28 protein-coding genes, 1 tRNA gene and 2 rRNA genes (1 of these 31 cut by a window edge) are annotated in these 25,968 nt (G+C 57.0%); 15 read left to right on the top strand and 16 right to left on the bottom strand.

Annotation, left to right across the window (positions count from 1 at the left end; genetic code table 11):
* Nucleotides 1-918, top strand: a 23S ribosomal RNA gene (locus tag BJI67_RS12290); it begins 1,970 nt to the left of the window's first position.
* Between the two features lie 88 nt (nt 919-1,006).
* Nucleotides 1,007-1,122: ribosomal RNA gene (rrf, locus tag BJI67_RS12285) — 5S ribosomal RNA — on the top strand.
* Between the two features lie 64 nt (nt 1,123-1,186).
* Here the strand turns inward: rrf and BJI67_RS18320 are convergent.
* Nucleotides 1,187-1,636 carry a lytic transglycosylase domain-containing protein gene (locus BJI67_RS18320; RefSeq protein ID WP_407922820.1) on the bottom strand — a complete coding sequence of 150 codons (450 nt, stop codon included), beginning with the start codon at nt 1,634-1,636 and terminating at the stop codon, nt 1,187-1,189.
* Between the two features lie 315 nt (nt 1,637-1,951).
* On the opposite strand from BJI67_RS18320, the gene BJI67_RS17020 reads away from it, so the two are divergent.
* Genes BJI67_RS17020 through BJI67_RS17525 form a run of 3 tightly spaced genes read left to right on the top strand, consistent with a single transcriptional unit; the run spans nt 1,952 to nt 4,267 of the window.
* The gene (locus tag BJI67_RS17020; RefSeq protein WP_083250858.1) at nt 1,952-2,773 is read left to right on the top strand and encodes a biotin--[acetyl-CoA-carboxylase] ligase; all 822 of its coding nucleotides are present in this window, start codon (nt 1,952-1,954) and stop codon (nt 2,771-2,773) included.
* A gap of 4 nt (nt 2,774-2,777) precedes the next feature.
* Nucleotides 2,778-3,530 (top strand): type III pantothenate kinase, encoded by a 753-nt coding sequence (locus BJI67_RS17015; RefSeq protein WP_083250857.1) that lies wholly within the window; start codon nt 2,778-2,780, stop codon nt 3,528-3,530.
* A 32-nt stretch (nt 3,531-3,562) separates the two neighbouring features.
* Nucleotides 3,563-4,267 (top strand): SPOR domain-containing protein, encoded by a 705-nt coding sequence (locus BJI67_RS17525; RefSeq protein ID WP_197513081.1) that lies wholly within the window; start codon nt 3,563-3,565, stop codon nt 4,265-4,267.
* Here BJI67_RS17525 and BJI67_RS12270 read toward each other — a convergent pair.
* On the bottom strand, nt 4,257-5,468 hold the full coding sequence (locus BJI67_RS12270) for an IS4 family transposase (RefSeq protein ID WP_070073264.1): 1,212 nt from the start codon (nt 5,466-5,468) through the stop codon (nt 4,257-4,259). The two genes, BJI67_RS17525 and BJI67_RS12270, sit on opposite strands and share 11 nt — an antisense overlap.
* Nucleotides 5,469-5,675: 207 nt before the next feature.
* On the opposite strand from BJI67_RS12270, the gene BJI67_RS17520 reads away from it, so the two are divergent.
* The 3 genes from BJI67_RS17520 to BJI67_RS17010 all read left to right on the top strand — a co-directional run bounded on the left by BJI67_RS17520 (nt 5,676) and on the right by BJI67_RS17010 (nt 6,755).
* Entirely contained in the window at nt 5,676-6,014 is a 339-nt protein-coding gene (locus BJI67_RS17520; RefSeq protein ID WP_156782139.1) for a hypothetical protein, read from the top strand.
* A 103-nt stretch (nt 6,015-6,117) separates the two neighbouring features.
* Nucleotides 6,118-6,193, top strand: a tRNA-Thr gene (locus tag BJI67_RS12265).
* Nucleotides 6,194-6,431: 238 nt separating this feature from the next.
* Nucleotides 6,432-6,755: a PilZ domain-containing protein gene (locus BJI67_RS17010; protein WP_083250856.1), complete on the top strand. Its 324-nt coding sequence runs from the start codon at nt 6,432-6,434 to the stop codon at nt 6,753-6,755.
* Between the two features lie 50 nt (nt 6,756-6,805).
* Here BJI67_RS17010 and BJI67_RS18315 read toward each other — a convergent pair whose 3' ends face one another.
* The 7 genes from BJI67_RS18315 to egtC form a co-directional block, all read right to left on the bottom strand.
* On the bottom strand, nt 6,806-7,156 hold the full coding sequence (locus BJI67_RS18315) for a thioredoxin family protein (protein ID WP_407922819.1): 351 nt from the start codon (nt 7,154-7,156) through the stop codon (nt 6,806-6,808).
* Between the two features lie 37 nt (nt 7,157-7,193).
* On the bottom strand, nt 7,194-7,586 hold the full coding sequence (locus BJI67_RS17515; RefSeq protein ID WP_156782138.1) for a hypothetical protein: 393 nt from the start codon (nt 7,584-7,586) through the stop codon (nt 7,194-7,196).
* On the bottom strand, nt 7,579-7,968 hold the full coding sequence (locus BJI67_RS17000) for a carboxymuconolactone decarboxylase family protein (protein WP_083250854.1): 390 nt from the start codon (nt 7,966-7,968) through the stop codon (nt 7,579-7,581). Before BJI67_RS17000 ends, BJI67_RS17515 begins: the two co-directional genes overlap by 8 nt.
* Before the next feature lie 23 nt (nt 7,969-7,991).
* Nucleotides 7,992-8,345: a PadR family transcriptional regulator gene (locus BJI67_RS12250; protein ID WP_070073261.1), complete on the bottom strand. Its 354-nt coding sequence runs from the start codon at nt 8,343-8,345 to the stop codon at nt 7,992-7,994.
* Nucleotides 8,342-9,004, bottom strand: a complete 663-nt coding sequence (locus tag BJI67_RS16995) for a class II aldolase/adducin family protein (RefSeq protein ID WP_083250853.1) — start codon at nt 9,002-9,004, stop codon at nt 8,342-8,344. Before BJI67_RS16995 ends, BJI67_RS12250 begins: the two co-directional genes overlap by 4 nt.
* 92 nt (nt 9,005-9,096) lie before the next feature.
* Nucleotides 9,097-10,254, bottom strand: a complete 1,158-nt coding sequence (locus BJI67_RS12240) for an SUMF1/EgtB/PvdO family nonheme iron enzyme (RefSeq protein ID WP_070073259.1) — start codon at nt 10,252-10,254, stop codon at nt 9,097-9,099.
* The gene (gene egtC, locus BJI67_RS12235) at nt 10,251-11,033 is read right to left on the bottom strand and encodes an ergothioneine biosynthesis protein EgtC (protein ID WP_070073258.1); all 783 of its coding nucleotides are present in this window, start codon (nt 11,031-11,033) and stop codon (nt 10,251-10,253) included. Before egtC ends, BJI67_RS12240 begins: the two co-directional genes overlap by 4 nt.
* A 133-nt stretch (nt 11,034-11,166) precedes the next feature.
* Between egtC and egtD the strand changes: the two genes are divergently transcribed.
* The 4 genes from egtD (at nt 11,167) to BJI67_RS12215 (ending at nt 15,782) form a co-directional block, all read left to right on the top strand.
* On the top strand, nt 11,167-12,114 hold the full coding sequence (egtD, locus tag BJI67_RS12230; RefSeq protein ID WP_197513075.1) for an L-histidine N(alpha)-methyltransferase: 948 nt from the start codon (nt 11,167-11,169) through the stop codon (nt 12,112-12,114).
* Nucleotides 12,115-12,186: 72 nt separating this feature from the next.
* Nucleotides 12,187-12,879 carry a phosphate regulon transcriptional regulator PhoB gene (gene phoB / locus BJI67_RS12225; RefSeq protein WP_070073256.1) on the top strand — a complete coding sequence of 231 codons (693 nt, stop codon included), beginning with the start codon at nt 12,187-12,189 and terminating at the stop codon, nt 12,877-12,879.
* A gap of 3 nt (nt 12,880-12,882) precedes the next feature.
* Complete coding sequence (gene phoR, locus BJI67_RS12220; protein ID WP_070073255.1) at nt 12,883-14,208, top strand: phosphate regulon sensor histidine kinase PhoR; 1,326 nt, start codon at nt 12,883-12,885, stop codon at nt 14,206-14,208.
* A 71-nt stretch (nt 14,209-14,279) separates the two neighbouring features.
* Complete coding sequence (locus BJI67_RS12215; protein ID WP_070073254.1) at nt 14,280-15,782, top strand: Ppx/GppA phosphatase family protein; 1,503 nt, start codon at nt 14,280-14,282, stop codon at nt 15,780-15,782.
* Between the two features lie 13 nt (nt 15,783-15,795).
* Here the strand turns inward: BJI67_RS12215 and BJI67_RS12210 are convergent, their stop codons facing one another.
* Together BJI67_RS12210 and ppk1 are read right to left on the bottom strand one after the other, a co-directional pair.
* Nucleotides 15,796-16,095: a hypothetical protein gene (locus tag BJI67_RS12210; protein WP_070073253.1), complete on the bottom strand. Its 300-nt coding sequence runs from the start codon at nt 16,093-16,095 to the stop codon at nt 15,796-15,798.
* A 72-nt stretch (nt 16,096-16,167) separates the two neighbouring features.
* Nucleotides 16,168-18,264 (bottom strand): polyphosphate kinase 1, encoded by a 2,097-nt coding sequence (gene ppk1, locus BJI67_RS12205; protein WP_070073252.1) that lies wholly within the window; start codon nt 18,262-18,264, stop codon nt 16,168-16,170.
* 150 nt (nt 18,265-18,414) lie between these two features.
* Between ppk1 and phoU the strand changes: the two genes are divergently transcribed.
* Nucleotides 18,415-19,134: a phosphate signaling complex protein PhoU gene (gene phoU, locus BJI67_RS12200; RefSeq protein ID WP_070074138.1), complete on the top strand. Its 720-nt coding sequence runs from the start codon at nt 18,415-18,417 to the stop codon at nt 19,132-19,134.
* 5 nt (nt 19,135-19,139) lie between these two features.
* On the opposite strand, the gene BJI67_RS12195 is transcribed toward phoU, so the two are convergent.
* Entirely contained in the window at nt 19,140-19,484 is a 345-nt protein-coding gene (locus BJI67_RS12195) for a hypothetical protein (RefSeq protein WP_070073251.1), read from the bottom strand.
* Between the two features lie 2 nt (nt 19,485-19,486).
* On the bottom strand, nt 19,487-20,575 hold the full coding sequence (gene truD, locus BJI67_RS12190) for a tRNA pseudouridine(13) synthase TruD (protein ID WP_231940852.1): 1,089 nt from the start codon (nt 20,573-20,575) through the stop codon (nt 19,487-19,489).
* 225 nt (nt 20,576-20,800) lie between these two features.
* Here truD and soxB point away from each other — a divergent pair, with 225 nt between their 5' ends.
* Both soxB and BJI67_RS12180 read left to right on the top strand, forming a co-directional pair.
* Nucleotides 20,801-22,528, top strand: coding sequence for a thiosulfohydrolase SoxB (gene soxB, locus BJI67_RS12185; protein ID WP_070073250.1), 1,728 nt, complete (start codon nt 20,801-20,803; stop codon nt 22,526-22,528).
* A gap of 104 nt (nt 22,529-22,632) precedes the next feature.
* On the top strand, nt 22,633-23,214 hold the full coding sequence (locus tag BJI67_RS12180; RefSeq protein WP_156782137.1) for a thioredoxin fold domain-containing protein: 582 nt from the start codon (nt 22,633-22,635) through the stop codon (nt 23,212-23,214).
* Between the two features lie 11 nt (nt 23,215-23,225).
* Here BJI67_RS12180 and BJI67_RS12175 read toward each other — a convergent pair whose 3' ends face one another.
* The 3 genes from BJI67_RS12175 to BJI67_RS12165 are packed head-to-tail and all read right to left on the bottom strand — an operon-like array spanning nt 23,226 to nt 25,923.
* A complete protein-coding gene (locus tag BJI67_RS12175) occupies nt 23,226-24,248 on the bottom strand; it encodes an ABC transporter ATP-binding protein (RefSeq protein ID WP_156782136.1) in 1,023 nt (340 codons plus the stop codon).
* A complete protein-coding gene (locus BJI67_RS12170) occupies nt 24,245-25,015 on the bottom strand; it encodes an ABC transporter permease subunit (RefSeq protein ID WP_070073248.1) in 771 nt (256 codons plus the stop codon). The genes BJI67_RS12175 and BJI67_RS12170 overlap by 4 nt, the downstream gene beginning before the upstream one ends.
* The gene (locus tag BJI67_RS12165; RefSeq protein ID WP_070073247.1) at nt 25,012-25,923 is read right to left on the bottom strand and encodes an extracellular solute-binding protein; all 912 of its coding nucleotides are present in this window, start codon (nt 25,921-25,923) and stop codon (nt 25,012-25,014) included. Before BJI67_RS12165 ends, BJI67_RS12170 begins: the two co-directional genes overlap by 4 nt.
* Nucleotides 25,924-25,968: the final 45 nt, after the last annotated feature.

Raw genomic sequence — 25,968 nt, 5'->3', positions numbered from 1 at the left:
GCACTGTCTCTACCCGAGACTCAGTGAAATTGAAATCGCTGTGAAGATGCAGTGTACCCGCGGCTAGACGGAAAGACCCCGTGAACCTTTACTACAGCTTTACACTGGACTTTGAACCTGCTTGTGTAGGATAGGTGGGAGGCTTTGAAACCGGGACGCCAGTCTCGGTGGAGCCATCCTTGAAATACCACCCTGGCATGTTCGAAGTTCTAACCTAGGCCCGTTATCCGGGTCAGGGACAGTGTATGGTGGGTAGTTTGACTGGGGCGGTCTCCTCCTAAAGAGTAACGGAGGAGCGCGAAGGTATCCTAAGAACGGTCGGAAATCGTTCGATTAGTGCAAAGGCATAAGGATGCTTGACTGCGAGACAGACACGTCGAGCAGGTGCGAAAGCAGGTCTTAGTGATCCGGTGGCTCTGTATGGAAGGGCCATCGCTCAACGGATAAAAGGTACTCCGGGGATAACAGGCTGATACCGCCCAAGAGTTCATATCGACGGCGGTGTTTGGCACCTCGATGTCGGCTCATCACATCCTGGGGCTGAAGCAGGTCCCAAGGGTATGGCTGTTCGCCATTTAAAGTGGTACGCGAGCTGGGTTTAGAACGTCGTGAGACAGTTCGGTCCCTATCTGCCGTGGGCGTTTGAGACTTGAAAGGAGCTGCTCCTAGTACGAGAGGACCGGAGTGGACGTATCTCTGGTGTTCCGGTTGTCACGCCAGTGGCATTGCCGGGTAGCTATATACGGACGGGATAACCGCTGAAAGCATCTAAGCGGGAAGCCCCCCTTAAGATAAGGTCTCACTGGACCCTCGAGGTCCCTAAAGGGCCCTTGAAGACGACAAGGTTGATAGGCTGGGTGTGGAAGCACAGTAATGTGTGAAGCTAACCAGTACTAATTGCCCGTGAGGCTTGACCATATAACACCCAAGCAGTTTGGGTGGCGGTTCGATGCGACTCTAAGCCGATGCCTTTTCAAATTTACCAGCGTAGCTGGTTACCGGTTTGCCTGGCGGCAATAGCGTGCGGGAACCACCCGATCCCATCCCGAACTCGGAAGTGAAACCGCATAGCGCCGATGATAGTGTGGGGCTTCTCCATGCGAAAGTAGGTCACTGCCAGGCTCTTAAACATGAACCCCACCAAGTCATCGACTTGGTGGGGTTTTTTTTGGGGGGCATACCATGGCTAATGTGTTATCTGGCTTGCCAGGTCATTTCCATTACGCTCCATAGTTTCATCCAGCAGCGTTCGGTAACGCTTCATAACCTTAATGACGTAGCTTTGGGTCTCGCTGAAAGGTGGTATGCCCCCATATCTGATTACAGCCTTTGGACCAGCGTTGTAGGCCGCTAGCGCAAGCTTCACGTTATTAGAAAATTGCACTAATAAGGAACTGAAGTACTGCATGCCGGCCTGTAAGTTGTCTGACGGCTTGTACAAGTGTCTGTAACCAAGTTGTGCCGCAGTTGCAGGCATAAGCTGCATCAAGCCTCTTGCCCCGACTGTTGATGTTGCGTGTGGGTCGTAGCACGATTCGACTGTGATGATGGCGCGTATCAGCAATGGGTCCAGATGATAAGTAGATGCCAGTCGCTCAATGCGTAATTGGTAGTGTTTCGCACGCTGTTTTAGCATTGTTGGTGTAACGCCTATGCATGATTTGGTGGCTGTGGGTCTTCCCATCTGCCGCAGCAGCTTGTACGCGGACTTATCAACCTTTTGATCTGTAAACAAAACTCCGCCATTAGGCTGGCGATATATATAGATGTATCCATTAGCATGCGACGGGACGCAAGGCAGTAGAGTGATGAGGAGCACTACAGTAGGAGTCGTGAGCAATCTTATGCGCATTTGATTGAGTGTAGATTATATTGAACGCTGCGATTTAGTATGCATCAGATACCGTGTAGTTAAAACATCAACAATCATAGAGAAGAGCTGGGCTTAATAATGGAAGCGCTTAATGAGCAGGCAATAAAGGCTAATTTGGACGATGAATACGCGCGTAGATGTGGAGCGATTCATATATTTGAATCACTCGACTCAACCAATACGTGGTTAATAAATAAAGTTAGAGCGCGCCAAGCTTCAAGTGGCGATGTATGTGCCGCCGAAATGCAAACACTAGGGAGAGGGCGTCGTGGGAAGACTTGGATATCACCGGATAACGGGAATCTATATGTATCGATGGTTTGGTCGAAAGGTGATACTAGAGAGAATCAATTGAGTGAAGTAGAAGGATTGTTGACGCTTACATTGGGCCTGGGAATAGTAAATATGTTACTCAATCAGGGTGTCAATGATGTAACCATTAAATGGCCAAATGATGTGCTGGTTAAACGAAGAAAGATATGTGGAATCCTGGTAGAGAAATTAGTTGGCTCTGGGGGTGTTCACGTCGTTATTGGCGTGGGCTTGAATCTGATAGATATAGAGATGGATGAGTTTGCAGTTGAGAATCCGCTTAAATCCACTGGGTTGATAAAGTACATTCCTGAATCTATCAATCAGAGGAATAAAATATTAGCCCAGATAATCAAGGTCATGTTGAAAACTTGTATTGAGCAAGAAAAGAATGACCCAGAAAATATAAAGTCAGAATACTATAAATATGACGAGCTAAGCGGAAAAAGTGTGATTCTTACTGGCAGTGATGGGGCGGTTGTTCAAGGAACTTATGCTGGGATATCGCGAAACGGAGCTTTACTGGTTAATGTAACTGGAAAGCTTGTTGAATTCTTTTCAGCTGATGTGAGGGTCAGATTTGAATAAGACTATGCTGGTAGATTTAGGTAATACCAGGGCTAAATGGTGCAGATTTGATGGCGCTCATATGTTTCAACAAGGTTGGTGTACCACAGATCTAGAACTCTTGTACCAAGCTCTCATATCTTTACCCTTCGCGAAAGAAATCGATTCTATGATTGTCTCGTCAGTCATAGGCGATGATGCGTGTGATGTAGTGTCACGTGCAGCTAAGGCCATGGGTATAACCAATATAATTTGGCTATCTGTAGCTAATCATGGCCATTCGATAATGCCAACAACATACAATGATCCAACGTCACTTGGTATTGATAGATTATTGGCATGTGCGGCCGCATATGCAATAACTCGTGAGCAAGTGATAGTGATAGATGCTGGAAGCGCAACAACAATTGATTTCGTATCAAAGTCAGGTGTACATAAAGGCGGAGTTATTGTCGCAGGCATGAATGCCATAGTTAATTGCGTTTCCGGTAAAATACCGGCTCTCAAGAGTGACATTTCTGTATCTAAAGTAGATCCACTTATGCCTGTGCAAAATGATACTAAAAATGCTTTGCTTTATGGTGGGCTCTATGCGTGGGTGGGTGGGATTCGGATGGTGGTAGACGAGATTATTTCATCGTTGGATAGTAAAAACTGTGTCATATTTGTTACGGGGGGAGATGCTTTATTATTATCTTCATTCTTGAAAATTACGCATCGAGTGGATAAGGCGTTAGTGTTCAAGGGAATGGCTGTATTCGAAGGGGCTGCTTTGTGAGGGTGTTATTTATATTCTTGGTGTTGGTGAATGTGGCTTACTATTGGTACTCCACAGTAGGCAGTGACTTGACTGCGTCAAGGGTACATAAAACGCGTAATGCCATGGTGAATAATGTTGAAGATCTATCGGTGCTGGGTTCTTCGGATCAAGTTGAAGCAAAAAAATTATCAAAGAAAAATCTTACGAATAATACAGATAAAACGGCTCAGGTTACACCGAAAACGCGTGCGGATTCTGTAATAAAACCAAGTCAACAGGCTGTTTGCTACTCTTTAGGCCCATTTGTAAGTAATGTCGCAGCAGTTTCAGCTGAAAATGAAATTAAATCTGATGCTACTAATACAGTCTTGCGTACATTTTCCAGAAAAAATGTCCAATCGTATTGGGTCTATTTGCCAAGATATAGCTCATATGAGTTGGCCAAGAGTGTGGCGAGTTCTATGCGCAAAAAAGGGTATAAAGAATATTATATAGTCGCTGTCGGAGATTATAAGAATGCAATATCACTCGGGTTATTTAAAGAAAGAGATGGGGCCGAGCGAAGGCTGGATCGTGTGAGACAGCTAGGTTATCCGGCTAAAATTGAAACAAAATTCAAAACTACAACTCTATACTGGGTAGATTATACGACCGCTATGCTTGGTCAGGAAAATATAAAAAATATAGTTAAATCGATGTCGGGTGGTTCAGGAAATATACAATTGATCACTCGGGTTTGTGACACTAATCAATAACGTGGTTGCGGAAGTGCTTATGTTCATACACTGCTGTCCCATGAATATTCAGGCGAAGCGCAGGTTGGTTTGGAGTGGTGAGGCGGCTGGCTCGGGGGGGGGCGCCTCGAAGCAGCGCCAGCAGGTCTCGGCGCTCGAACAGATTGAGCTGAAGCAACCGAATAATCTGCTTAAGACTGCTGCTGATCTTGCTGACGAAGTTCAGGTAGGCGAGCAGCAGATAGACACAGACGGCGATCCAGATCTGGGTCATCACGGCGTTACGTGAGGTGCCGAGGAAGGTCTTGATCTTCAGGTTCTGCTTAATCCATTTGAAGAACAGATCGATCTGCCATCGGGCCTTGTAGATCTGGGCGATGGTGGCAGCGGCAAGGCCGAAGTGGTTGGTGAGGAACGCGTAGTGCTGGCCGGTTGCGGGGTCCCGGAAACCGATGCGGCGCAGCCGGATCGGACAGTTGCCTGCCTTGGCGCCGTTGAGTTCGATGGTTTGGTCGCTGGTCAGGCCCTGGGCCTTACGCACGGGGCGGCGCTCGGTGACGCGGTAGCAGGCCCGCTTGCGCAGTCGGGTGACGAAGAACAGGCCCTGGGTGTGGAGTCGGTGGTACCAGGCATAGTCGGTATAGCCCCGATCCATGACCACGATGCTGGCCTTGGGCCGGCGCAACGCCCGGGCGGCGGTGATATCGGCCGTTTTGCCGTCGGTGATGGTGAGGAACGCCGGTAGCAGTCCGTCGTGATCCAGGCCGACGTGGAGCTTCACCGCCCCCTTGGTCTGGCGAAACCGCGCCCAGGGGAAGACGCTCAGGCACAGGTCGATGGTCGAGGCATCGAGCGAATAGAGCGTGTTCTTGAACCGAAAGCCATGGCGAGGGGCACGGCACTGGCACTGATGCAGGAGTCTGCCGGCGAGCTGCTCGTACAGGCTGTGCGGTTGAGTGGCGTTGAGGCGAGCCAGTGAAGAGCGTGTCACACGGGCCGCGCCCAGGTGATAGAGCTTGGCGCTCTGGGCACCGAGATTGCTGACCACATCGCGCAGGCTGGCCCTGCCGGCCAGCTGCGCCAGGGTCATGGCCACGAACTGCGACCAGCGGCTCGTGCTGCGCAGTCGGGCGCCGTGATGATGCTGGCGAGCCAGGGTCTCGAACTCATGTCTGGGCAGCAGTTTCAACAGCTGGGCAAAGACGGTATTATTGTGCGCCAAGGCCTGATCTCCTTCTTGTTTTTCAATGAGTTGTCGTGACTACATTGTATCAAAACAAGCGGGTTTTCAGGCCTTCTTTCGTCTTCAGTTATGGGACAGCAGTGATATTTTAGCTAGTGTCTTTTATTTTGATTCCATAGCTGTGCAAAACCGGTTTGGTGTAAATGGCGGTATCGTGACGGCTGTTCTTGTTGCGGATTGTGTGAGGTGGGGGCTGTGTATGAAATGGCTCATGACCACAACCTGCCTATTACGAGCATAAGTAACTACGAGCATTTGATTTCAGTTTTTGAAGATATGAGTGATTCAAATGAAACGGCGTACTTGGGCATGTGCTGTAGCAATTTTCTCATTAAAATAGAGCGTGCATTTAGAGATTCTGATATTGCGGCCTTGTTAGTGGATGTCGCTGGAGCTAATTGTTATGACTTGGGTCAAGAGCATTTAGCATATGCAGGGAAATTTACAGCTGAAGCTAAATTGCCGCTTGCGACCGTTAAGAAACTTATGCGCCATGTGCCATTTCCTCCTGGTATGAGTGATTGAATAGTTCAATATGGTTAGTGTGGGTGTTAACTCACATAAGCAGCGGATCTATATTGAGGACTGCATTGCGCAGCCTCGAAGAGGCACATACAATGAACGCATCGCTGGCGTAGCTCAGTTGGTAGAGCGGCTGATTTGTAATCAGTAGGTCGCGGGTTCGATTCCTGCCGCCAGCACCATATGTCCCGTCGTGTATGTTTGCTCTTGGCCGTGACCTTGGCGGTGCTCGCATCATTCTCAGTGACTTGCGCTATTTTTGTCGTTACAACCCATTACTTGCTATTAGCAGTGATCAGCCAAGCGCTACGCATGTGATTTAGATGCGCTATAAGAATAACTGTGTGGTTTGTATGCCTTCTGAAGTGTGGCGTACATCATACTAAGGCTGATTTTGCGATATGACTTGGAGGAGGTCACATGTCAAGTGACAGCGATGACCATGATGAGCGCAGAGATTTCATCCGCATGGAAGTCGACTGCGATATCGTTTATCGTGTAATTGGGAGCGCAGTATTCACCGGCGACTGGGAACGTGCTCACGCAAAGAATTTAAGTGGCAAGGGGATTTTATTTTTGGCTCGACGCGAATTCAGAAATGGCGATGTATTGGATATCAATATACAACCAAATAATCCATCGTTGTCACCATTAGAAACTCGTGTTGTGGTCGTTCGGATGACTAAAGATCGCGATGATGATGGTTTGTATGAGGTTGCGGCTATTATGCAAACAAGTAAATAGCGCCGTTACAATCAGGTCTTTTGGCTGTCTGGAGCGTTTTGCTTTTTGTACTATGCGGGTGTTTGCCCTTGGGTTAACCAGTGAGAGATGAATGCACGAATTTCATTCTCTGGCATGGCTCCATTGAATGAGTCCACTGATTCGCCATTTAGGTAAATTCTTACATCGGGTATTGATCTGATTCTGAAGCGCCGATGGATGTCAGGGTTGTCGTCTATGTTTACTTTGGCAAATACGACTTGCTCTGCATAGGGACTCTCTTCGGAAATTTTATCCAATGAGAGCGATAGTGCCCTACATGGAGCGCACCATGGCGCCCAGAAGTCCACTACAACCGGCTTTTTTGAAGATTCAATAATTATTTTTTCGTCGAAATCTATCGAGTCTACTATGATGGGCATACCGGCGTCCTCAGTTTCAAGCTCGCAACCTTTCATTTTACCTGCTCGCGATATAGCCGAATTCTCCGCGCCATTTCCCATGCTTGAAATCTAGGTCCAGCCACTTGGGCATGAATGGCTCTATGCGTTTTATGGGGAATGTTTGCAGGTCGGGTACAGGCTGGTCAGAAATTAAGCAGGTCTTGGTGCCGACCGCTCTAAACCAAGCTTGAATCTTCGGATTATTACAGTCTAATGGAACTGCATCATGGTGTACTTCATCTAGGAAATGTACTTGCTTTCGTATCATGCAGCTAAACAGCAACTCCAAATCGACGACGAGGGGTTGTTTGAGGTTTGCAATCTCACGCGCAGCTTGTGGCGAGAGTTTTAGATTCACTGCATGTGACTTCGTGGTCGTTTGTTTGACTGCTGCGATGTTCTCAATCATGGCTAGGTTCCCCTGTTTCTTCAGCGAGTACCAGACTGCAAACGTGGACTCCCAGTGAGTAAGCTGGCATGCCCCCGACGATGGCTGCCGTTTCGCATACTCCATGCAGTTCGGCCTTGGTTGCTCCTGCTTGGAGGGCAGCTTGGGCGTGGAGTCTTGCCGGTTCTTCACGTCCCAATGCGAGGAGCATACCCAAGTGGACCAGTTGCTGGATCTTGCGTTCCAGTGGGTTGTGATGGATCAGGGTATCTCTCAGTTGCTCGATGATTTCGAGTGCTTCTTCGCGTCCGGAAGCTTTTGCCAGGTCAACGCGTTCTTTGACGTTCTCTGGCACCATGCCAAACAAGTCGGCATAACGTCCTTCTATGTCTGATTCATTCATCGATAGGCACTCTCAGTGGGTTGTTATAGCGAACGGCGCAGTGATTCATAGCGGTTTAAAAAGAGGTCGAAGGCTTTTCGCCGCTTTGCAATATCGTCACGCCATTCCGCGAGCTCGGAATACCCCTGCTCAGTAATTCGATAAATGCGACGCGCTGGACCGGCACTTTCCGTGTGCCAATCCGATACGACTGCGCCGCGTGTTTCCATCTCACGCAAAAGCCGGTAGAGATTGCCTGCATCGACTTGCAATCCCTCTGGCAGTAGTGCGTTGATGTCTTTGTGCAGCGCCAAACCGTGGGACGGATGTTCGGCTAGCAGAAGCAGTGCAAAACTTGCAAGATGGCGTCCTTGCTTGCCTCTATCCCCGTGACTCATGAGGCCATCCTGAACCTTTGCATGCGTTCAGCTACCTCGCGGTATGCGGCTTCCGGCAAGGCTACAATCCCTCCAAGTGCGTGGGCATGTAGCACCAGCTCAGCTGCTTCTTCCAGTGCGGTTAATCGATCAAGTGCTTCCGCGGGCGTTTTCCCGGCGACCAGTACGCCATGATTGGCCAATAGAACGGCAACCACATCGGAGTTGTTGAATGCTTCGAGAATGCCGTTTACTGATGCAGCGGAACCTCGGGGAGCCCAGGCAACCACGGGTACATCAGTGTGTATGCCTTGGCGTAGCATCGGCTCGTACACGGCGGGAATCGGTTTGTGGGCGACTGCAAATGCAGTGCTGTGCGGCGGATGGCAGTGAATGATGGCTCTGAGATCGCTGCGATGACGGTAGAGCCGCGTATGCATGTCGACGATTTCTCGGTGATTCGCGTCAAAGTCGTCTTGAATGCCCTCCGTAGAAAGTGGCAGCCATGCCAAATCGTCTTCCTGCAGGTCGGCTACGGAGCCTCCACGTGTGATCAGCAGCCGTTCTTCGTCACGTAGGGAAAGATTTGCATGTGCGCCTCTGAACAGAAGGCCGCGTTTGCGCAGTGTTGCTGCAACCTGAACGAGGTCATGTTTTGGATCGGGAGTGCGAGTAGTCATGAGAATCCCTCCATGATGTATAAGTTTTATATGTGTAAATCACATATATATAGGAGAAGACTAAGCCTTTTGGTCGGGTAATGCAATGGCGATCAGAAGGCTAGGCGCAAGCCGGCGAATATGTGTCGCTTGTCGGCGGTGTGAAAGTTCCGGAAACTTGGGCGTTGAGTATGCTTGGGAGTAAAACGACTGGCTCCACGGAGCGTGTAATGTCGACCGTCGAACCAAGGGGATGAGTATTCGCGGTAAGGAAATGCCTTGAAACCAGAATAGGGGTAAAAGGTATTTGCACACCATTCCCAGGCTTGGCCGGCCAATGCCAGGTGTCCATAACGGGCTGCGGCTTCCCAGCTCAACTCGTGCGGCAGGTCGGCTTTTGCCCAGTTCGCAAATGCGCGGGCCTCGTACCAGCTAATGCCATAAACTGCTGCGCGTGGCTCAAGTTCCTGCGGGCCGTCCAGGCCGATGCCATACCACCATCCACGGTCGTCAAGGCGCCAATGGTCAGGGGCCTCCGCCGGGTTGTGTTTGAGCCATTCGCGCCCAGCTTCGTCCCATAGGTCGATATTTCCGTAGCCATTGTCTTCCATGAAGCCGAGATATTCGGCATTGCTGATTGGGCGTGTTGCAATGGCCACGCTATCTAAGGCGATCAAATCGGCCGGCAATTCATTGTCGAAAGCGCCAGGTGCCTCTCCGCCGAGTGAATAGCGGCCTGCTTCAAGGACACACATTTCCCGGGCGATGGGAGATGCGGTCAGGCGGTTCTGTGGATGGAACGCGTGCCGATGTCGCTGCTGTGCACGTTGTGTCAGAACCATCCTGAGCGTTTCTAGATGTTGACTGTGATGTTGCAGCAGGAAAAGTGGTAGGTACTCGTTCTGCATCAGGGGATGGGTGGGGTCGAGTTTGCCGTCTTGGTCGGCTAACAGGAGGATGTTTTCCTCGAAACCTGAGGCGACTTCGGAGAGCTGTGTATCTCGTGGGGGTAGTTTGGGGCCTCTTTCCGATTTCGGACTGAATTGCGGCTGGTAGTACTGGGTGTCCTTCCGCGTGCGGCTGTCGTCGCCTTGAACCATGGCCCGCAGCCAGTGATTCTCAACCCAAAGGCAATGCCCCAGATGCCAACCTGCGGGGCTGAGATCAGGGTGGTATTGGGTGCGATATTCCTCCTCGCTCAGGTTGCCCACCAGATCCAGAAGATAGCGGTGCATGGCGCGAAAGCGCGCCAGTAACGTCAAAGGAATCATAATGCCAGCAGTTCGGGTGGCGAGTCCGGATCGAGAATCAAAATATGATGTTCTGGGACCGGTTGCCAGTAACTGCGGTCCGTCAGCGGTTCGGAGGCAACGAGTTGTGCACCTTCCGGGAAGGATTCATCGTCTACGCTGTAATACAGGCTCGGGCAGTCGCCATTGATCGCGTGTCGTGCTGCGTAAATTCGTTCGCCGTCGCTAATCACAAGATTCAGCAACGCTCTGGCTTGCCCCGCCCACTCACCGAGCATGCCGAGCATTTCACCGAGCGCGGTTTCGATGGCGAGCTCTTCATCGTCGGCCAGCAACTGGCGAAGGAGTGCGAATATATATTCGCTGTCCGTGTCGCCGTGTATATCGGCTTCGATCATGGGCGTCAGTTCGCGCTGCAGTTCGGGGCGCAACGTCTCGCGGAACGATTCGATATACCCGTTGTGGGTAAATAAGAGGTCGTTATCACAAAACGGTTGGGTATTAGAGATGTGATTGCCGAATCCAGGTGTTGCACTGCGCACCATGGCCAGCCAGAGGTCGCTGTTCAGTGTACGAGCCAGGGTGTCCAGATTCGGATCTGACCAGATGGGTACCGGATTGCGATAGGTTTCCGGGTTGCCTTCTGCATTGAACCAGCCGAAACCGAATCCGTCTGCATTAAGACGTGCGAAACGCAGTTCACGAGGCGCCCAAGACTGTACGACCAGGCTATGCTCTGGATCGGTCAGCAGTCGCTGCAGTGGGATGTCGGGGCCAAGATAAGCGGCAATCCTACACATGCTGGCATCCACAATGTCCTCGACACGCGGCCATGTTAGCCTGAAAAAAACCAACGTGCATCAATAGGAGGTGAGTATGCCCGAACGACGCAGTCGGATACGGTGCCGGCCCGTTCCACCGGCAAGGCAGGCAATGAGCTTGGCCGAAGATGTGAGGGCCGGGTTGTTGTCGCGACCGCGTAGCTTGCCGCCGAAGTATTTTTACGACGAAACCGGATCGCTGCTGTTCGACCGGATTTGCGATACGCAGGAATACTACCCCACTCGTACCGAAGACGATCTCCTTGCACGTTACGCCTCATCCATCATCGGGAAAGTGGGGCCCAGGCACATACTCGAACTAGGCAGCGGGACTGCGCGCAAGACCCGGCACCTGTTGCAGGCATGTTGTCAGCAGGAGACGGTCGATTACTGGCCTTTCGACGTCTGCCGCGAGGTTCTGGAGCTGTCCTCGGAAACATTATCCGAATGCTATCCATGGCTGGGAGTCCAGCCGTTGCTGGGGGATTACTCGGCTGGTTTGGAGCATTTGCCGGTTCTGGATGGGCCTTGTCTGTACGTATTTCTAGGCGGATCACTGGGTAATTTCGAGGCGCCGGCTGCCGTGGAACTGCTTTCTGAGTTGGCTGCGCGCATGTCGGCCGATGACCGCCTTCTGCTGGGTGTGGATAGAGTTAAGTCTCCCGCCGTGCTGGAGGCGGCCTATGATGACGCCGAAGGGGTCACTGCAGCGTTCAACCGCAATCTGTTGAGCGTGCTCAATCGTGAACTGGAAGCGGATTTCCGCATAGAGCACTTCGCTCACCGCGCGATCTACAATGACCCGCAAGCCCAGGTCGAAATGTATCTGGTAGCAGAAAGGTCTCAAGAGGTGCGCCTCGGTAAGCTCGAGGAGACGTTGCGGTTTGCGGAAGGCGAAACCATACTCACCGAGATAAGTCGGAAGTTCACGCTCGAGTCGGCGAGCGACATGCTTGCGGACGCAGGATTACATTTGGATGACCACTACACGCCGCCGAACCAGTATTTTTCCCTGCTGCTGGCAGCTCCGCAATCAAACGGTCATGCAGCGTTCATTTGAGGTGGCGCGTGTCACGGGGCTGTAACCTTGGTGGGCTCTAATAAGAAAATCGGAGCCATACTAGGTAGGCACATGACGGGAAACGATATTTTGCTGGTCGAAGACGAACCGGCTATACGCGAAATGGTGGGTTTCGCGTTGGGGCGCGCGGGGCTTGAGGTCAGGGAGGCGGCAGACGTCTCGGAGGCGCAGTCCCTCTTGGCGGAAAGGCTGCCCGATCTCGTGCTCCTGGACTGGATGTTGCCGGGAGTCAGCGGGATCGATTATGCCCGGCGACTCAAACGCGAGGAATACACCAGGGACCTCCCGATCATCATGCTGACCGCACGCGGCGATGAGAACGATAAGGTGGGCGGTCTGGATGCGGGCGTGGATGACTATGTCACCAAGCCCTTTTCGCCACGCGAGCTGGTCGCGCGGATAAAGGCCGTTCTGCGACGTACCAAACCCGAGCCTACCGAACAGCCGCTCTCGGTAGCCGGCCTGGTGCTCAACAGCTCCAGCCACCGTGTTACCGCGGACGGTACGGAACTCGAAATGGGACCGACCGAATTTCGCTTGCTACAATTTTTCATGGGACACCCGGAGCGGGTGTATAGCCGAGAGCAGTTGCTTGATCGAGTTTGGGGGCGTAACGCTTATGTTGAGGAGCGCACGGTGGATGTCCACATCCTGCGCCTGCGCAAGGCGCTCACCCCCTATGGCTACGATCGTCTGGTGCAGACCGTACGTGGGGCCGGATACCGGTTTTCCGCCCGGGATTGATCTATGACGCGGGCCTGGCTTGCTGAACTCGGCCGGGTCGCCCTGATTCTGCTGGCGGCATTGGTGCTAGGCCTGATCGCGGGACAGCTCGTCTGGATGCTGTTCGCCGGTCTGCTCTTCGCCCTCGGCTTCCACTTGTATCAGTTGTATCGCGTCCATCGCTGGATTACGCAGGCGGAGGATCGTGACAACCCTCCCGATGCGATGGGGGTATGGGGAGAGTTGGTGGACAGTCTATATCGTTTTGGTAAGCGGCATCGCAAACGCAAGGAACGCTTGGCATCGCTGCTGGACCGGTTCAACGAGTTCACATCGGCGATGCCGGATGCGACCGTGGTCATTGGTCCGAACAACGAGATACGCTGGTTGAACGAGGCCGCTACGGCCTTGCTCGGCCTGAACAGCCCGCAGGATATGGGGGTGAGGCTGACCAACCTGATCCGTCATCCCGATTTCATCGCCTATCTTTCCGGTGGCGATTATCACGAGCCTCTCGAACTGACCTCACCGGTCCACGACGATGTGCGTCTGAGTGTGCGTATCGTGCCCTTTGGCAACCATGAGCGGCTGTTGGCGGCGCGCGACATTTCATATCTCTACCGCATCGAACAGATGCGCCGCGATTTCGTGGCCAATGTTTCGCATGAGCTGCGTACGCCGTTGACGGTGCTGATGGGCTATCTCGAGACGTTCGTCGACATGGAAGAGGAGTTCCCGCCGCCCCTGCAGCGCTCTTTGTCGCACATGCAGGGACAGGCGACGCGAATGCAGGGGATCATTGAGGATTTGCTGATGCTGTCCCGCCTGGATGGCGAGGGTCCGCACGCCAGTGAGCAATCCGCGGTCGCGATTCCGGGTTTGGTCTCTGCCTTGCGTGAGGATGCGCAGGCACTCAGTGCCGGCGGCCACAAGATCGATGCCGAGATCGACGAGACGTTGTGGCTGCGCGGCGATGCCAAGGAACTGCACAGTGCGTTTGCCAATCTGGTGTCGAATGCGGTCCGTTATACCCCGCAGGGCGGGAAGATCGTGTTGCGCTGGACGAGCGACGGGGCCGGTGCCACATTCGAAGTGCGAGACAGCGGCATCGGAATAGACCCGGAGCATATTCCGCGCCTGACCGAGCGCTTCTATCGGGTCAACAAGGACCGATCACGGGATACCGGCGGCACGGGTCTGGGGCTGGCGATCGTCAAGCATGTGATGCAGCGTCACGGAGCCAGGCTGATCATCCGCAGCAAGCCCGGCGAAGGCAGCGTATTCGTCTGCCTGTTTCCGCCCGCAAGGGTTGTGCGCAAAACCCAGGAAGTGCAGACCGCGTCGACTTGATCTGCGGTGGTACGTGTTAGAATCGCGCTTCCGCGGCTAATCTGCCGCACAGACTCGATCGACGAGCAACCATGTGGGTTAAACGCCGTGCGCCTGAGTCGGTAGCAGCCATCGACCTGGGATCGAACAGCTTTCACATGATCGTGGCCAACGTGCTGCCGGAGGGCGAGTTGCGTGTGGTCGACCGTCTCAAGGAAATGGTTCGCCTGGCCGGCGGGCTGGATCAGGAAAAACGACTGTCGGCCGAGTCTCAGGCTCGTGCCCTCGAATGTTTGCGACGTTTCGGTGAGCGTATTCGGGGGTTCCCACGTGGTACGGTGCGCGCCGTGGGTACGAATACCCTGCGTCAGGCCCGCGAGACTGCCGGTTTCCTCGACCAGGTGGCCGAGGCGCTAGGTCATCCGGTAGAAATCATCAGCGGCCGTGAAGAGGCCAGACTGGTATATCTCGGCGTGGCCCACTCCCTGGCAACCGGAACCGAACAGCGCCTCGTGGTCGATATCGGCGGTGGCAGCACCGAGCTCATCATTGGGCGTGGTTATGAGACGCAGATGACCGAGAGTGTATATCTCGGTGCAGTCAGCACGAGTGGCACCCATTTCTCCAGTGGCAAGGTCACTGAGCAGGATTGGGAGCAGGCGGTACTGTCGGCGCGTCTTGAGTTGGAGCCGCTGGTCGAGTCCTACCGGCGCAAGGGATGGCGCGATGTGATTGGCACATCGGGAACGATCATGGCCACTGGCCGCGCACTGCGTGAGAGTGGTCAGGGCGAAGATATCACTCCGGCGGGTTTGCGTTGGCTATATGATCGCTTCATCGCCACGGGCGAAATCGCCAAGATCAAACTGCCCGGCGTCAGTCGCGAGCGTCTTCCGGTTTTCCCAGGTGGTGTTGCCGTGTTGCAAGGCGTGTTCGAGGCGCTCGGTATCGAGCGTATGGTGGTGGCCAACGGTGCCCTGCGCGAGGGCGTGCTGAATGACCTCCTGGGGCGTATCAGCCACGAGGACGTACGCCGGCAAACCGTGCAGGGTTTCGCCAAGCGCTATCACGTCGATGATGAGCATGCCGAACGGGTGGCGCATACCGCGTTGCGGCTATTCGCCCAGGTGAGTGAGGCCTGGGCGCTGGACGAGGATGATGCCGACCACCTCAGCTGGGCGGCACAGCTTCACGAAATCGGATTGGACGTGGCGCATAACGAATACCACAAGCACGGGGCTTATCTGCTTGAGCACGCGGATCTGCCTGGATTTTCGCGACAGGATCAGATGATGCTCGCGGTCCTCGTGCGCACGCATCGGCGCAAGTTCGTCGCGCGTCTGTTCGAGGGGTTGCCGGCGGAACTGCGCCTGCGCGTAATGCGGCTGTCGACGCTGTTGCGGCTGGCCGTCGTCTTGCACCGTAGCCGGTTGTCGGATCCGTTACCGGATTCGCTACAGGTTGTAGCCGACAGTGACGGCTTGTCGTTGCATCTCGACGCGGGCTGGCGGGAGACGCACCCTCTAGGGGTGGCCGATCTCGACAATGAACGGCAGTTCCTGCGCGCTGCGAAATTCAAGCTGACCCTGGTCTGAGTCGCGCTCGGCCTCAGTGAGGCAATTGCGCCTGATGGATGTAGTAGCGGGCGCGGCGTACCTTGTCGATGCAGTTGGGATACTTGCCGAATTGCTGCTGTATTTTGGCGGCGGTCAACAAGCCTGCGGCCTTGGTCCATTCCACCGTACCATCGAAGCCGTGCGCGCGTGCATCCTCCAATTCGGAATAGGCGATGTGCAAGCCTGCGGCGCATTCGCGAGCCTCGTTGGGGCGCGCCGGTGCACCGGCGCAGGCGCTTAACAAGGTTGTCATGGCGACGGCCAGTATCGGCAGGGTCAGGCGGGATAGCATGGTGGTCTCACTCCTCGTGATGTTTTGATCAGACACGACAATACCCGTCCTGGGGTTGCGGGAAGCGTCCTCTCAGCTCAGTTCGATGCCATTGATCTGCTGCAACAGCACGCCCTGGGCCGGCCTCGGTTTTTGGCGGTCATTGCCTGATCGGTGGTAACTGCCATCGGGTTGCAGTGTCCAGGCCAGGCTGTTGTCCTTGAGATAAAGCTCCAGGCCTTCGTGGATGACCCGCTGCGCGAGTTTGCGATCTTCTATCGGGAAGGCGCTTTCGACACGCCGGAAGAAGTTACGCGGCATCCAGTCGGCGGACGAACAGAAGACCTCGGGTTCGTTGCCATCGTTCTGGAAGTAGAACACGCGTGAATGTTCGAGAAACCGCCCCAGTACGGAGCGTACGCGGATGTTTTCCGAGACCCCGGGGAGTCCGGGGCGCAGGCAGCAGACCCCGCGGACGATCAGGTCGATCTGCACGCCGGCGCGGGATGCCTGGTAGAGGGCCTGGATGATCTGCGGGTCGATCAGCGCATTCATCCGCGCGATGATGCGCGCCGGGCGCTTTTCCCGAGCGGCCGCAGCCTCGCGATTGATGCGCGTCAGTATCCCCTTGTGCAGGCTGAACGGGGCCTGGAGCAGTTTTTTGGGGCGCGATACGCGACCCAAGCCGGTGAGTTGTTGGAATATCTTGTGCACATCCTCGCCAATCACTCGGTCCGCCGTGAACAGGCCGAAATCGGTGTAGGCGCGTGCAGTGCCGGCATGGTAGTTGCCGGTGCCTAGATGCACATAGCGGCGCAAGCGTCCCTTGTGGCGGCGGACGACCATGGCCATTTTCGCATGAGTCTTGTAACCGACGACGCCATACAGCACGTGCGCTCCCGCGTCCTGCAGATGGCTGGCCAGTTCGATGTTGGCCGCTTCGTCAAAGCGCGCGCGGAGTTCGACCACCACGGTGACTTCCTTGCCTGCGCGTGCTGCCTCGACCAGTAATCCCACGATGCGCGAACCGGCACCGGTCCGGTAGAGCGTCTGCTTGATGGCGAGCACGGCGGGGTCGCGTGCAGCCTGCCGGATGAACTCGATCACCGGGTTGAAGGACTCGTAGGGGTGGTGCAGCAGTACGTCACCCTTGTCGAGGGCATCAAAGTAGTTGTCGCCCGGTTGGAGGACGGCGGGCAACACGGGCGTGAAGGGCTGGAATTTCAGATCGGGTCGGTCGACCAGATCGACAACGGCAAGGAGGCGGTTGAGGTTCACCGGCCCGTTCACCTGATACACATCGGCAGGTCCCAGGCCGAATTCCTGCAGCAGGTATTCGGCGGAGTGGGCGGTGCAGTTGTCCGCGACTTCCAGGCGCACTGCCTCGCCGAAGTTGCGCGAAGGGAGCTCGCCTTCGAGCGCGTGCAGCAAATCGTCGATTTCCTCCTCGTCAACGAAGAGGTCGCTGTTGCGGGTGACTCGAAACTGATAACAGCCGGTAACGCGCATGCCGGGAAACAGGTCGCCCACATGTGCGTGAATGATCGACGAGAGGAAGACGAAGCCGTATTGGCTGCGCGCGATCTCGTCGGGCAGCCGTATGAGACGCGGCAGCGAACGCGGTGCCTGTACGATGGCAAGCCCGCTGTCGCGCCCGAAGGCGTCCTTGCCCTCCAAGGTAACTACGAAGTTGAGGCTCTTGTTGAGCGTCCGCGGGAATGGATGCGAGGGATCTAATCCGAGCGGGCTGAGGACCGGCAGCAATTCGCGATTGAAATAACGTTTGATCCAATCAGCCTGTTCGGCGTTCCAGTGGGTGCGGCGTACGAAGCGGATACCTTGTTCGGCGAGCTCGGGCACCAGCATTTCGTTGAAGGTACGATACTGGTCGTCAACCAGCGTGTGGGCCTGAGCGCTGATGCGTTCGAACTGCTCGGCTGCCGAGAGTCCATCGGCTCCCGGAGTGGAGACGCCCAGTGAAAGCTGCTGTTTGATTCCGGAGACCCGGATTTCGAAAAATTCGTCGAGATTCGTGCTCGAAATGCACAGGAATCGCAGGCGCTCAAGTAGCGGCATGCTGGCGTCTTTCGCCATTTCCAACACTCGGCCATTGAATTCGAGCAGGCTGAGTTCGCGATTGATGTAAAGGTCTTTGGCGGAGAGATCGATCTCCGTTTCCGGGGCGGGCATTCCGTTGCTGGTTGTCACGGCGCTGTTATGGTCCCTCGGGTAGGCTAGTCGTATTGACACCCCTGCGGTTGAAGCAGGCTAGCACGACCTATCGGACTTTGCCATTATAGTTCCAGGACCTCCGTCCCTAATTGCCCTATGGTGATGCCCATGAATCAGGACATGCTCACGAAGCACATTTCCCATCAATTCAATGTGGAACTGGAGGATGTGAGAAATCGCGTTCTCACCATGGGTGGGCTCGTCGAGAAAAACGTCGGCGAGGCGATCGAGGCCCTGGTGAATGGCGATGCCGAACTGGCCGAACGGGCTGCAAAGTCCGATTATCAGGTCAACCGCATGGAGCTGAGCATCGACGAGGAATGCTCGCGCATTCTCGCCAGGCGTCAGCCGGCGGCGCTCGACCTACGTCTGGTGATGACGGTGATCAAGACGATTACCGATCTCGAGCGGGTGGGCGACAAGGCCGAGAAGATCGGCCGGCTGGCTATCGAGCTGTCCAGTCAGGAACGTCTGGATCGCTACAAGGAGCTGCGCTACATGGGCGAATTGTCGCGCGAGGCCCTGCACAGGGCGCTCGATGCCTTTGCGCGCATGGACGTCGAATTGGCGATGCAGGTCGTGCGCGGCGACGACGTCATCGACGACGCCTACGACGCCCTGACCCGGCAACTGGTCACCTACATGATGGAAGATCCGCGCAACATTCGCCGCGGCATCGACGTGCTATGGTGCGCGCGTGCGCTGGAACGCGTGGGCGATCACGCCAAGAACATCTCCGAGTATGTCGTGTACATGGTGCTCGGCAAGGACGTGCGCCACGTGACGCCCGAACAGATTGAGGACGAGGTGCGCAAGGCCGGTCATTAGGCCTGTTACGCCAGCAGTTGGATGACGTTTGCGGCGCCTGTGTCGCGCTCGATCAGCAGCCGGATCTCACAATATTCCTGTGCGGTGCTCGTCGGCGTCGGATCGTCGGCGCACTGGCAGCCGGCGATGACGCTGGTGTACAAGATTCCCGCGCGGATATCTAATCCCAGCGTATCTGCCAGCACCTCGATGATGATGACCTCTATGGGGTCGGCGAGCGCATGACTCCCGTGCTGGAGGGCTTGCTGCAGCGGCAGCTCTTCCACGCCCATGCATGCGATGGCCATGGCGAGCGCGTGTTCGAACTCGGGACTGCTCCATTGGCGCAGCGCTTCGCGGAATGTCGTCACCGTCAATGTTGCTCAGCGGCCTCCTGGCGCTGTGTCGGTGCGCTTGCAGCCGCATCGGTGTAGTCGGCGATTTCGCGGAGCACCGCGGTTGCAAACACTCCGGCGGGCAGGGTGAATTCCAGGATCAGGTCGCTTTGTGCTGCATCCTCCCAGCGCCACGTCAGGTCGGCCGGCCGCACGCGCAGCGGACGGCGTTCCTGCTTCATGCCCGCCGCGCGCAGGCCGGCCGCCAGGTCCGGGAAACGGCTGGCGACTTCACGCTCGAGTGCTCCCGCACGGTCGTGACTGGGTGGTTCTCCTGCCCCCCAAAGCGCGCCGCTGGGGTGTATGTCCCAGGCATCGAGCCGTTGCGGTAGATCTCCGTCGACTGCATCCGTCACAAAGAAGCTGCCGCTACCATCGAGTTGAACCGCCTCTCCAGGAAGCAGGCAGTTCCAGCAGTCAGTACGCACCCGTTCCGCGAGGATGGCATTGAACAGTGCGCTGCGGGCTGCCGAAAGGTATAGGCTGCGGCGTTCGCGGTCCGGGCGCGTCCGGCCCTCGAACATGGCCAGTGCACCGGCGAGATTGCCGCCGGCGCGGCCGAAACGCTGTTCGCCGAAATAATTCGGTACTCCGTGTTCCGCGATGGCCTGCAGGCACTGATCGAGCGTACTGCGCTCGCCCTCGACCTCGCGCAGGCACAAGCTGAAACGGTTGCCGCGCAATGCGCCGATACGCAATTTGCGTGTATGGCGCGCGTGTCGCAGCACGTTCAATCCCGCCTGCGCCAGCTGTTCGATGGACGGATCCGGGAGCCCCGGCATGTGCAGGCTGAACCACTGGCGGGTCAATGCATGGCGATCCTTGCGCCCCGCATAGCTGACCGCGGATTTTCTGATTCCCGCGGCGCGTGCCAGCCGATTGGCAAGCTCGGCCGTGTTTTCGCTTCGCTTTTCGACGAAGACCCAAAGATGTTCGCCCTCTCCGTTGGGTTCGGTGACGGGGATTTCGTCTACCCAGAAGTCCTCCGGTATCCGGCGGATGACGGCACTGATCGGCGGAGAGGCGTGGCGGGGCAGGGATTCGATGTCGGGCAGGCGGTCGTTCAAGCGGGTTCTATCCTAATATGTCAGTGGGCAAGGGTCATCATCGTGGCAAAGGGCCTGGAATAAACCGAATCGCCGTCACGTCATACGCAACCGTACACCTTCGCAAGGCCCGGGCAAGGCATATACGGGCTTGCGGGGCGCACTAGTCGCCGTAATCGAGTGGTGCGCGTCGGCGAAACCGGCGAGGGATTTCATACCAATGCAGTCTAGGAGGGTCGCAACCCCATGAGTATATCGCGCCGAGAGTTCATGCAGATGATGGCCGTGGCAGGTATCGCCGGTTTCCTGAGTCCCCGCTTCGCCCAGGCCGCGGGCAAGAGCGCAGAGGACTTTTACGAGATCCCCGATTACGGCAACGTCACGCTGCTGCACTTCACCGACTGCCATGCGCAGCTCAATCCGGTGTACTGGAGAGAGCCGGATACGAACATCGGCGTTGGTGCGGCAATCGGCCGTCCGCCGCACCTGACAGGCGAGCATTTTCTCAAGTTCTACCACGAAATGGCCGGCACCCAGGACGCCTACGCGTTCGATTGTCTGGACTACGCCGAACTCGCGCAGAAGTACGGCAAGATGGGCGGTTTCGCACACCTGACCAGCCTGATCAAACGCTATCGGGATGAACGCAAGGATCGTACGCTGCTGCTCGACGCGGGCGATACCTGGCAGGGTTCGGCAACCTCGCTGTACACCAAAGGCGCGGACATGGTGGGCGCACAGAACCTCATGGGCGTGGATGCCATGGTGGGCCACTGGGAATTCACCTACGGCCAGAAGCGGGTGAAGGAACTGGTCGACAAGCACCTGAAGGCCGAATTCCTGGCCCAGAACATCAACGACAGCACCTGGGGCGATCTGGTATTCAAGCCGTACATGATCCGGGTGGTGAGTGGGCGCAGGATCGCGATCATCGGCCAGGCCTTCCCGTATACCCCGATCGCCAATCCGCGCTACATGATTCCGGACTGGACCTTCGGCATCAAGCAGGACCATATGCAGAAGATGGTCGACGAATGCCGCCACAAGGAGAACGCGGATCTCGTCGTGGTCCTGTCGCACAACGGCGCCGACGTCGACATGAAGATGGCGGCCAACGTCAAGGGCATCGACATCATCCTGGGCGGTCACACCCACGACATCATGGGGCCGCGTCCGGTCAAGATCGGCAAGACCCTGGTCATCAACACCTCGACCAACGGCAAGATCCTGGCCCGCTTCGATCTCGACGTCGGCAAGGGGAGGCTCAAGGGTTATCGCTTCCACTACATGCCCGTGTTCTCCAATCTGCTTAAGCCGGATGCCGAGATGGCGGCCTACATCGAAAAGGTGCGCGCGCCTTATGTGAAGAAGCTCTCCGAGCCGTTGGCCGTGACCGAGAGCCTGCTTTACCGTCGCGACAACTTCAATGGCACCTTCGACCAGTTGCTGGTGCAGGCGCTGATGGAGGAGATGGATGCTGAAGCGGCGTTCTCGCCTGGCTTCCGCTGGGGCTACGCCAAGCTGCCGGGCGAAACCATCACCTTCGACGACGTGATGGGCCAGACCGCGATCACCTACCCGCAGGTGACGATCAACGAGTACACCGGCAAGACCATCAAGATGATCATGGAGGATGTCGGCGACAACCTGTTCAACAAGGACCCCTACTACCAGCAGGGCGGCGACATGATCCGCGTGGGCAATATCCAGTACGTGATGGACCCGAACAAGAAGATCGGCCATCGCATCAAGGAGCTCCACGTCGGCGGCAAGCCGATCTCGATGAACAAGAAATACAAGGTGGCCGGATGGGCCGCCGTGTCGCGTCCGGTTGAGGGCAAGCCGGTGTGGGACGTGTTCGCAGACTGGCTGCGCAAGCAGAAGCACGTGCGCGTGGACAAGCTCGACGTGCCGCGTCTGGTCGGCGTCAAGGACAACCCGGGCATTGCCTTCCCCAAGGAGTACGGGCTGTAGGTCCAGACCCAACCCGTGTCCGATGACGGTGCCGGGCGGAAACGTCGGCACCGTCATCGGCAAATGCGCATTCTTATAACCCAGGGCCGCTTGGAGGTTTCGACGTGAACGTTCGTGCTATGAGCAAGCCGTATCTGCGCTACTTGTGGCTGGTATTGGGTATCTGGCTCACCCTCTCCGGCCTGGCCCAGGCAGCCACTCAATCCAGGTCCGAATTGCTGCGTGATGCGGCAAAGGCGCATTGGATCGCCGAGGGGCATGGGCACCGTGTCGTGTACGTGATCTTCGATCCCAACTGCCCCTACTGCCATCTCGTGTACGTGGATTCACAGGCCTATCTCAAGAAGTATCAGTTTCGCTGGGTTCCGGTGGACATCCTTACGCGGACGAGTCCCGGCAAGGCCGCGGCCATGTTGGAAGCGCGCGATCCCAAGGCTGCGTTGAAGGAAAACGAAGACCATTTCGTGCGCGCGCGCGGCAAGCTGGGCGGACTTAAACCCTTGGCGCACATGACCGCCGCGACCCGCAAGGCGCTTGATTACAACAAGAAGCTGCTGGCCAAGACCGGGATGGAGGTCGTGCCGACGATCATTTATCTCAAGAAGGACGGCAAGGCCAAGGTGATCAAGGGCGCGCCGGCGAAAGCGGATTTTGCTGCCATGCTTGCCGAGGTTTCCGGTTCCTGAGCGAATCCGACTCAGGCGCTGAGCGGCAGTAACCGGGCGGCTGCCATATCCAGCAGCAACGTCACGGCATCGCCGAGTCGCAGGTTCGACCCGCATCGGGGAATACGCACGGCCAGGCCTCCCAGGGGCGTTTCGCAAAACAGCCTGAGTCCGACGCCGTCGGCTCGCAGACGGTCTATGCGGGCCGGGAACGGCGTCAACTGGGCGCCACGCGCCGTCTCGTGCGGTTTCCCGCAGTGAATGTCCTCCGCGCGGATGGCGAGCAACGCCTCATCGCCCGCGGCGAAGCGCGGTTCTCCGGGAACCTGCAGGGTAACGTCACCGCAAGCGATTTCGCTGTGCGTTGCGGCAATGCGCCTTACGCGTGCCGGAAGCAGGTTCTGATAGCCCACCTGCCGCGCCACCGCTGCATCCGTCGGATGACCGAACACCTCGGCCGGGCTTCCCTGTTGAGCGATGCGTCCACCGGCAAGCACGCCCATGCGGTCGGCCATGGCGGCCAGGTGCGGGTCATGGGTGACGGCCAGGGTGGGAATCGCTTGCTCGTCGACGAGTTCGATCAATTCGCCCATGACCTGATCGCGGGTGGTGGCATCGAGCGCGGACGTCGGTTCGTCCAGCAGCAGGAGTTCGGGTTTCCGGGCCAGGGCTCTGGCGAGAGCCACCCGTTGCTGCTGTCCGCCGGACAGCGTCTCGGGTCGGCGTTCGGCAAGCTCGACCAGGCCTACGCCGTCCAGCAGGGCGTCGGCTTCGGCACGGCGCCGGTTACGCGATCCCCGCAAGGCGAAGGCGACATTCTCCCAGACCCGGAGATGCGGGAAGAGGGCATAACCCTGAGGCAGATAACCCACGGGGCGGCGCTCCGGCGGCAGTTCTGCGAACGGACGCCCTGTGGCAGGGAGCAGGCCGGCCACGGCCTTGAGCAGGGTGCTTTTGCCCGCACCGCTGGAACCGAGCAGGACGCTGAAACCGGCTACGTCGAGCGATACGTCCAGCACCACGGGGTATTCGATGCGGTATTCGAGATGGATCACGCGCGCACCAAGCCGGATCTGCGCGACAACGCACCCAGCAGCAGAGGGAGAGGCATGGCAACCAGAAAGAACAGCCACAGCAGGGGGTAGACTGCGGAGAGTCCGTAGTCCTGCAGGTTGACCCACAGTTTCACCGGAATGCCCTGGGGGAAGTAGGCGATGATCAGGACTACCCCGAATTCACCCAGGGCACGCACCCAGGCGAGTGCGGCCGCGGCGGCAAGACCCAGCCCAGCCAGCGGTAAGGTGATGGAGACGAAGCACTGCCAGCGGGTTTTGCCCAGGGTGAGTGCAACCTGTTCGAGTTCGCGCGGCACGCCCTCGAAGGCGGCGCGGGCGGTCACGATGAAATAGGGCGCCGCGCTATAGACTTGGGCGAGCACGAAGGCATATGCCGTGTTGGTCAGTTCAACGCCCAGGCGGGCCAGCGGCTTGCCTGCCCATCCATAGGGGCCGTACAGCGTGCTCAACAAAATGCCCATGGCCAGCGGTGGGGTCAGCAGTGGCAGCAGAACCAACGCCTCGACCAGCCATTTGCCGTGGAATCGGCTGCGTGCCAGCCAGTAGGCGAGCGGCGTTCCCAGCAGCGCGATGACGACCAGAGCGATGGCCGTATAGGTCAGCGAAATGCCGATCGAGGCGGCATCGCCAGGTACGAATCCGAGGCTGTGCCAGTGCGTCGCGCCGATCAGGGCGGCGAAGGGCAGCGCCAGCAGCCCTAGCCCCAGTGTCGCAGTGAGCGCGAGGAGGCGGTTCGCCCGGTTCATCCAAGCGGCTTGCCGTGAGGCGGGCTATAGCCGTTGTCTCGAAACATCTTCTGGGCGACCGGCGAGCGCAGAAAGCGCACGAACGATCGCGCGAGGTCGGGATGCGACGCGTTGTCCAACACGGCGGCGTAGAACACAAGGGGCTGCGGCTTGACCCGGACTTTCCCGCCGTGCAGGCCGCTCACTTCGAAGCCGGCGCGGCTGTACCAGTCACGCATGTAGGCGGGATCGCCGAGGTTGATTTGCGCCGGCAGGGCGACGTAAGGCAGGCGATGCGAACGGACCGCGCTGAGGTAACCTGCCACCGCATCGATCTGGCCGGACTCAAGACGACTGAGCAGGGACGGCTCGGTGAATATCTGCCGCGGGTTGCGCAACGGGCCGAGCACACGTTGTACCAGTCGGGGACGATGATAATAAAGCGCAGCCAGCTGAAAGCTCAGGATCACGTTGCGGCCCTGCGGATCGGTGGCAGGATCCGTTCGCCCGAAGCGCAGGCCCGGTTCTTCCAGTACCCGGTACCATGTGCGCCGGCCAGCCGCCGCTTCGCGGAATCGTGCCGCGAAGCGCGATTTGGGGCTGTAGGCAATCACCATCTGGGTGCTGGCGACCGGCACGGCGCGATGCACCAGCCCTTTTTCGATCAGCAGGCGCATGGGGCCCGGAGTGACCGAAACGAATACGTCGGCGCGCATCTGGCCTCCAGCGATCAGGCGCGCCAGCGCCCAGGCGCCTTGGCCGATGCCGCGCACGCTGACCGGGTACTTTCGCTCGAAGGTTGGCGAGATATGGCGATCCATGACCACGCCCATCGAGCCGGCGTAGGCGACGGTCAGGGCCGGTTGGGCGTGGGCGGCGGCAGTGCCGAGCGTCAGCGTGGCAAGCAGCAGGGCGAGCAATCGGCGCATGAAGACCTCTCTCCGGGCGCGAAGCGTTATGTTTTTCGGAATACG

Origin of the sequence: Acidihalobacter aeolianus, from assembly GCF_001753165.1 — a bacterium.
Classification (GTDB): domain Bacteria; phylum Pseudomonadota; class Gammaproteobacteria; order DSM-5130; family Acidihalobacteraceae; genus Acidihalobacter; species Acidihalobacter aeolianus.
Note: the sequence above shows the minus strand (reverse complement) of the source record. Positions and strands in the feature narration are given on the sequence as shown.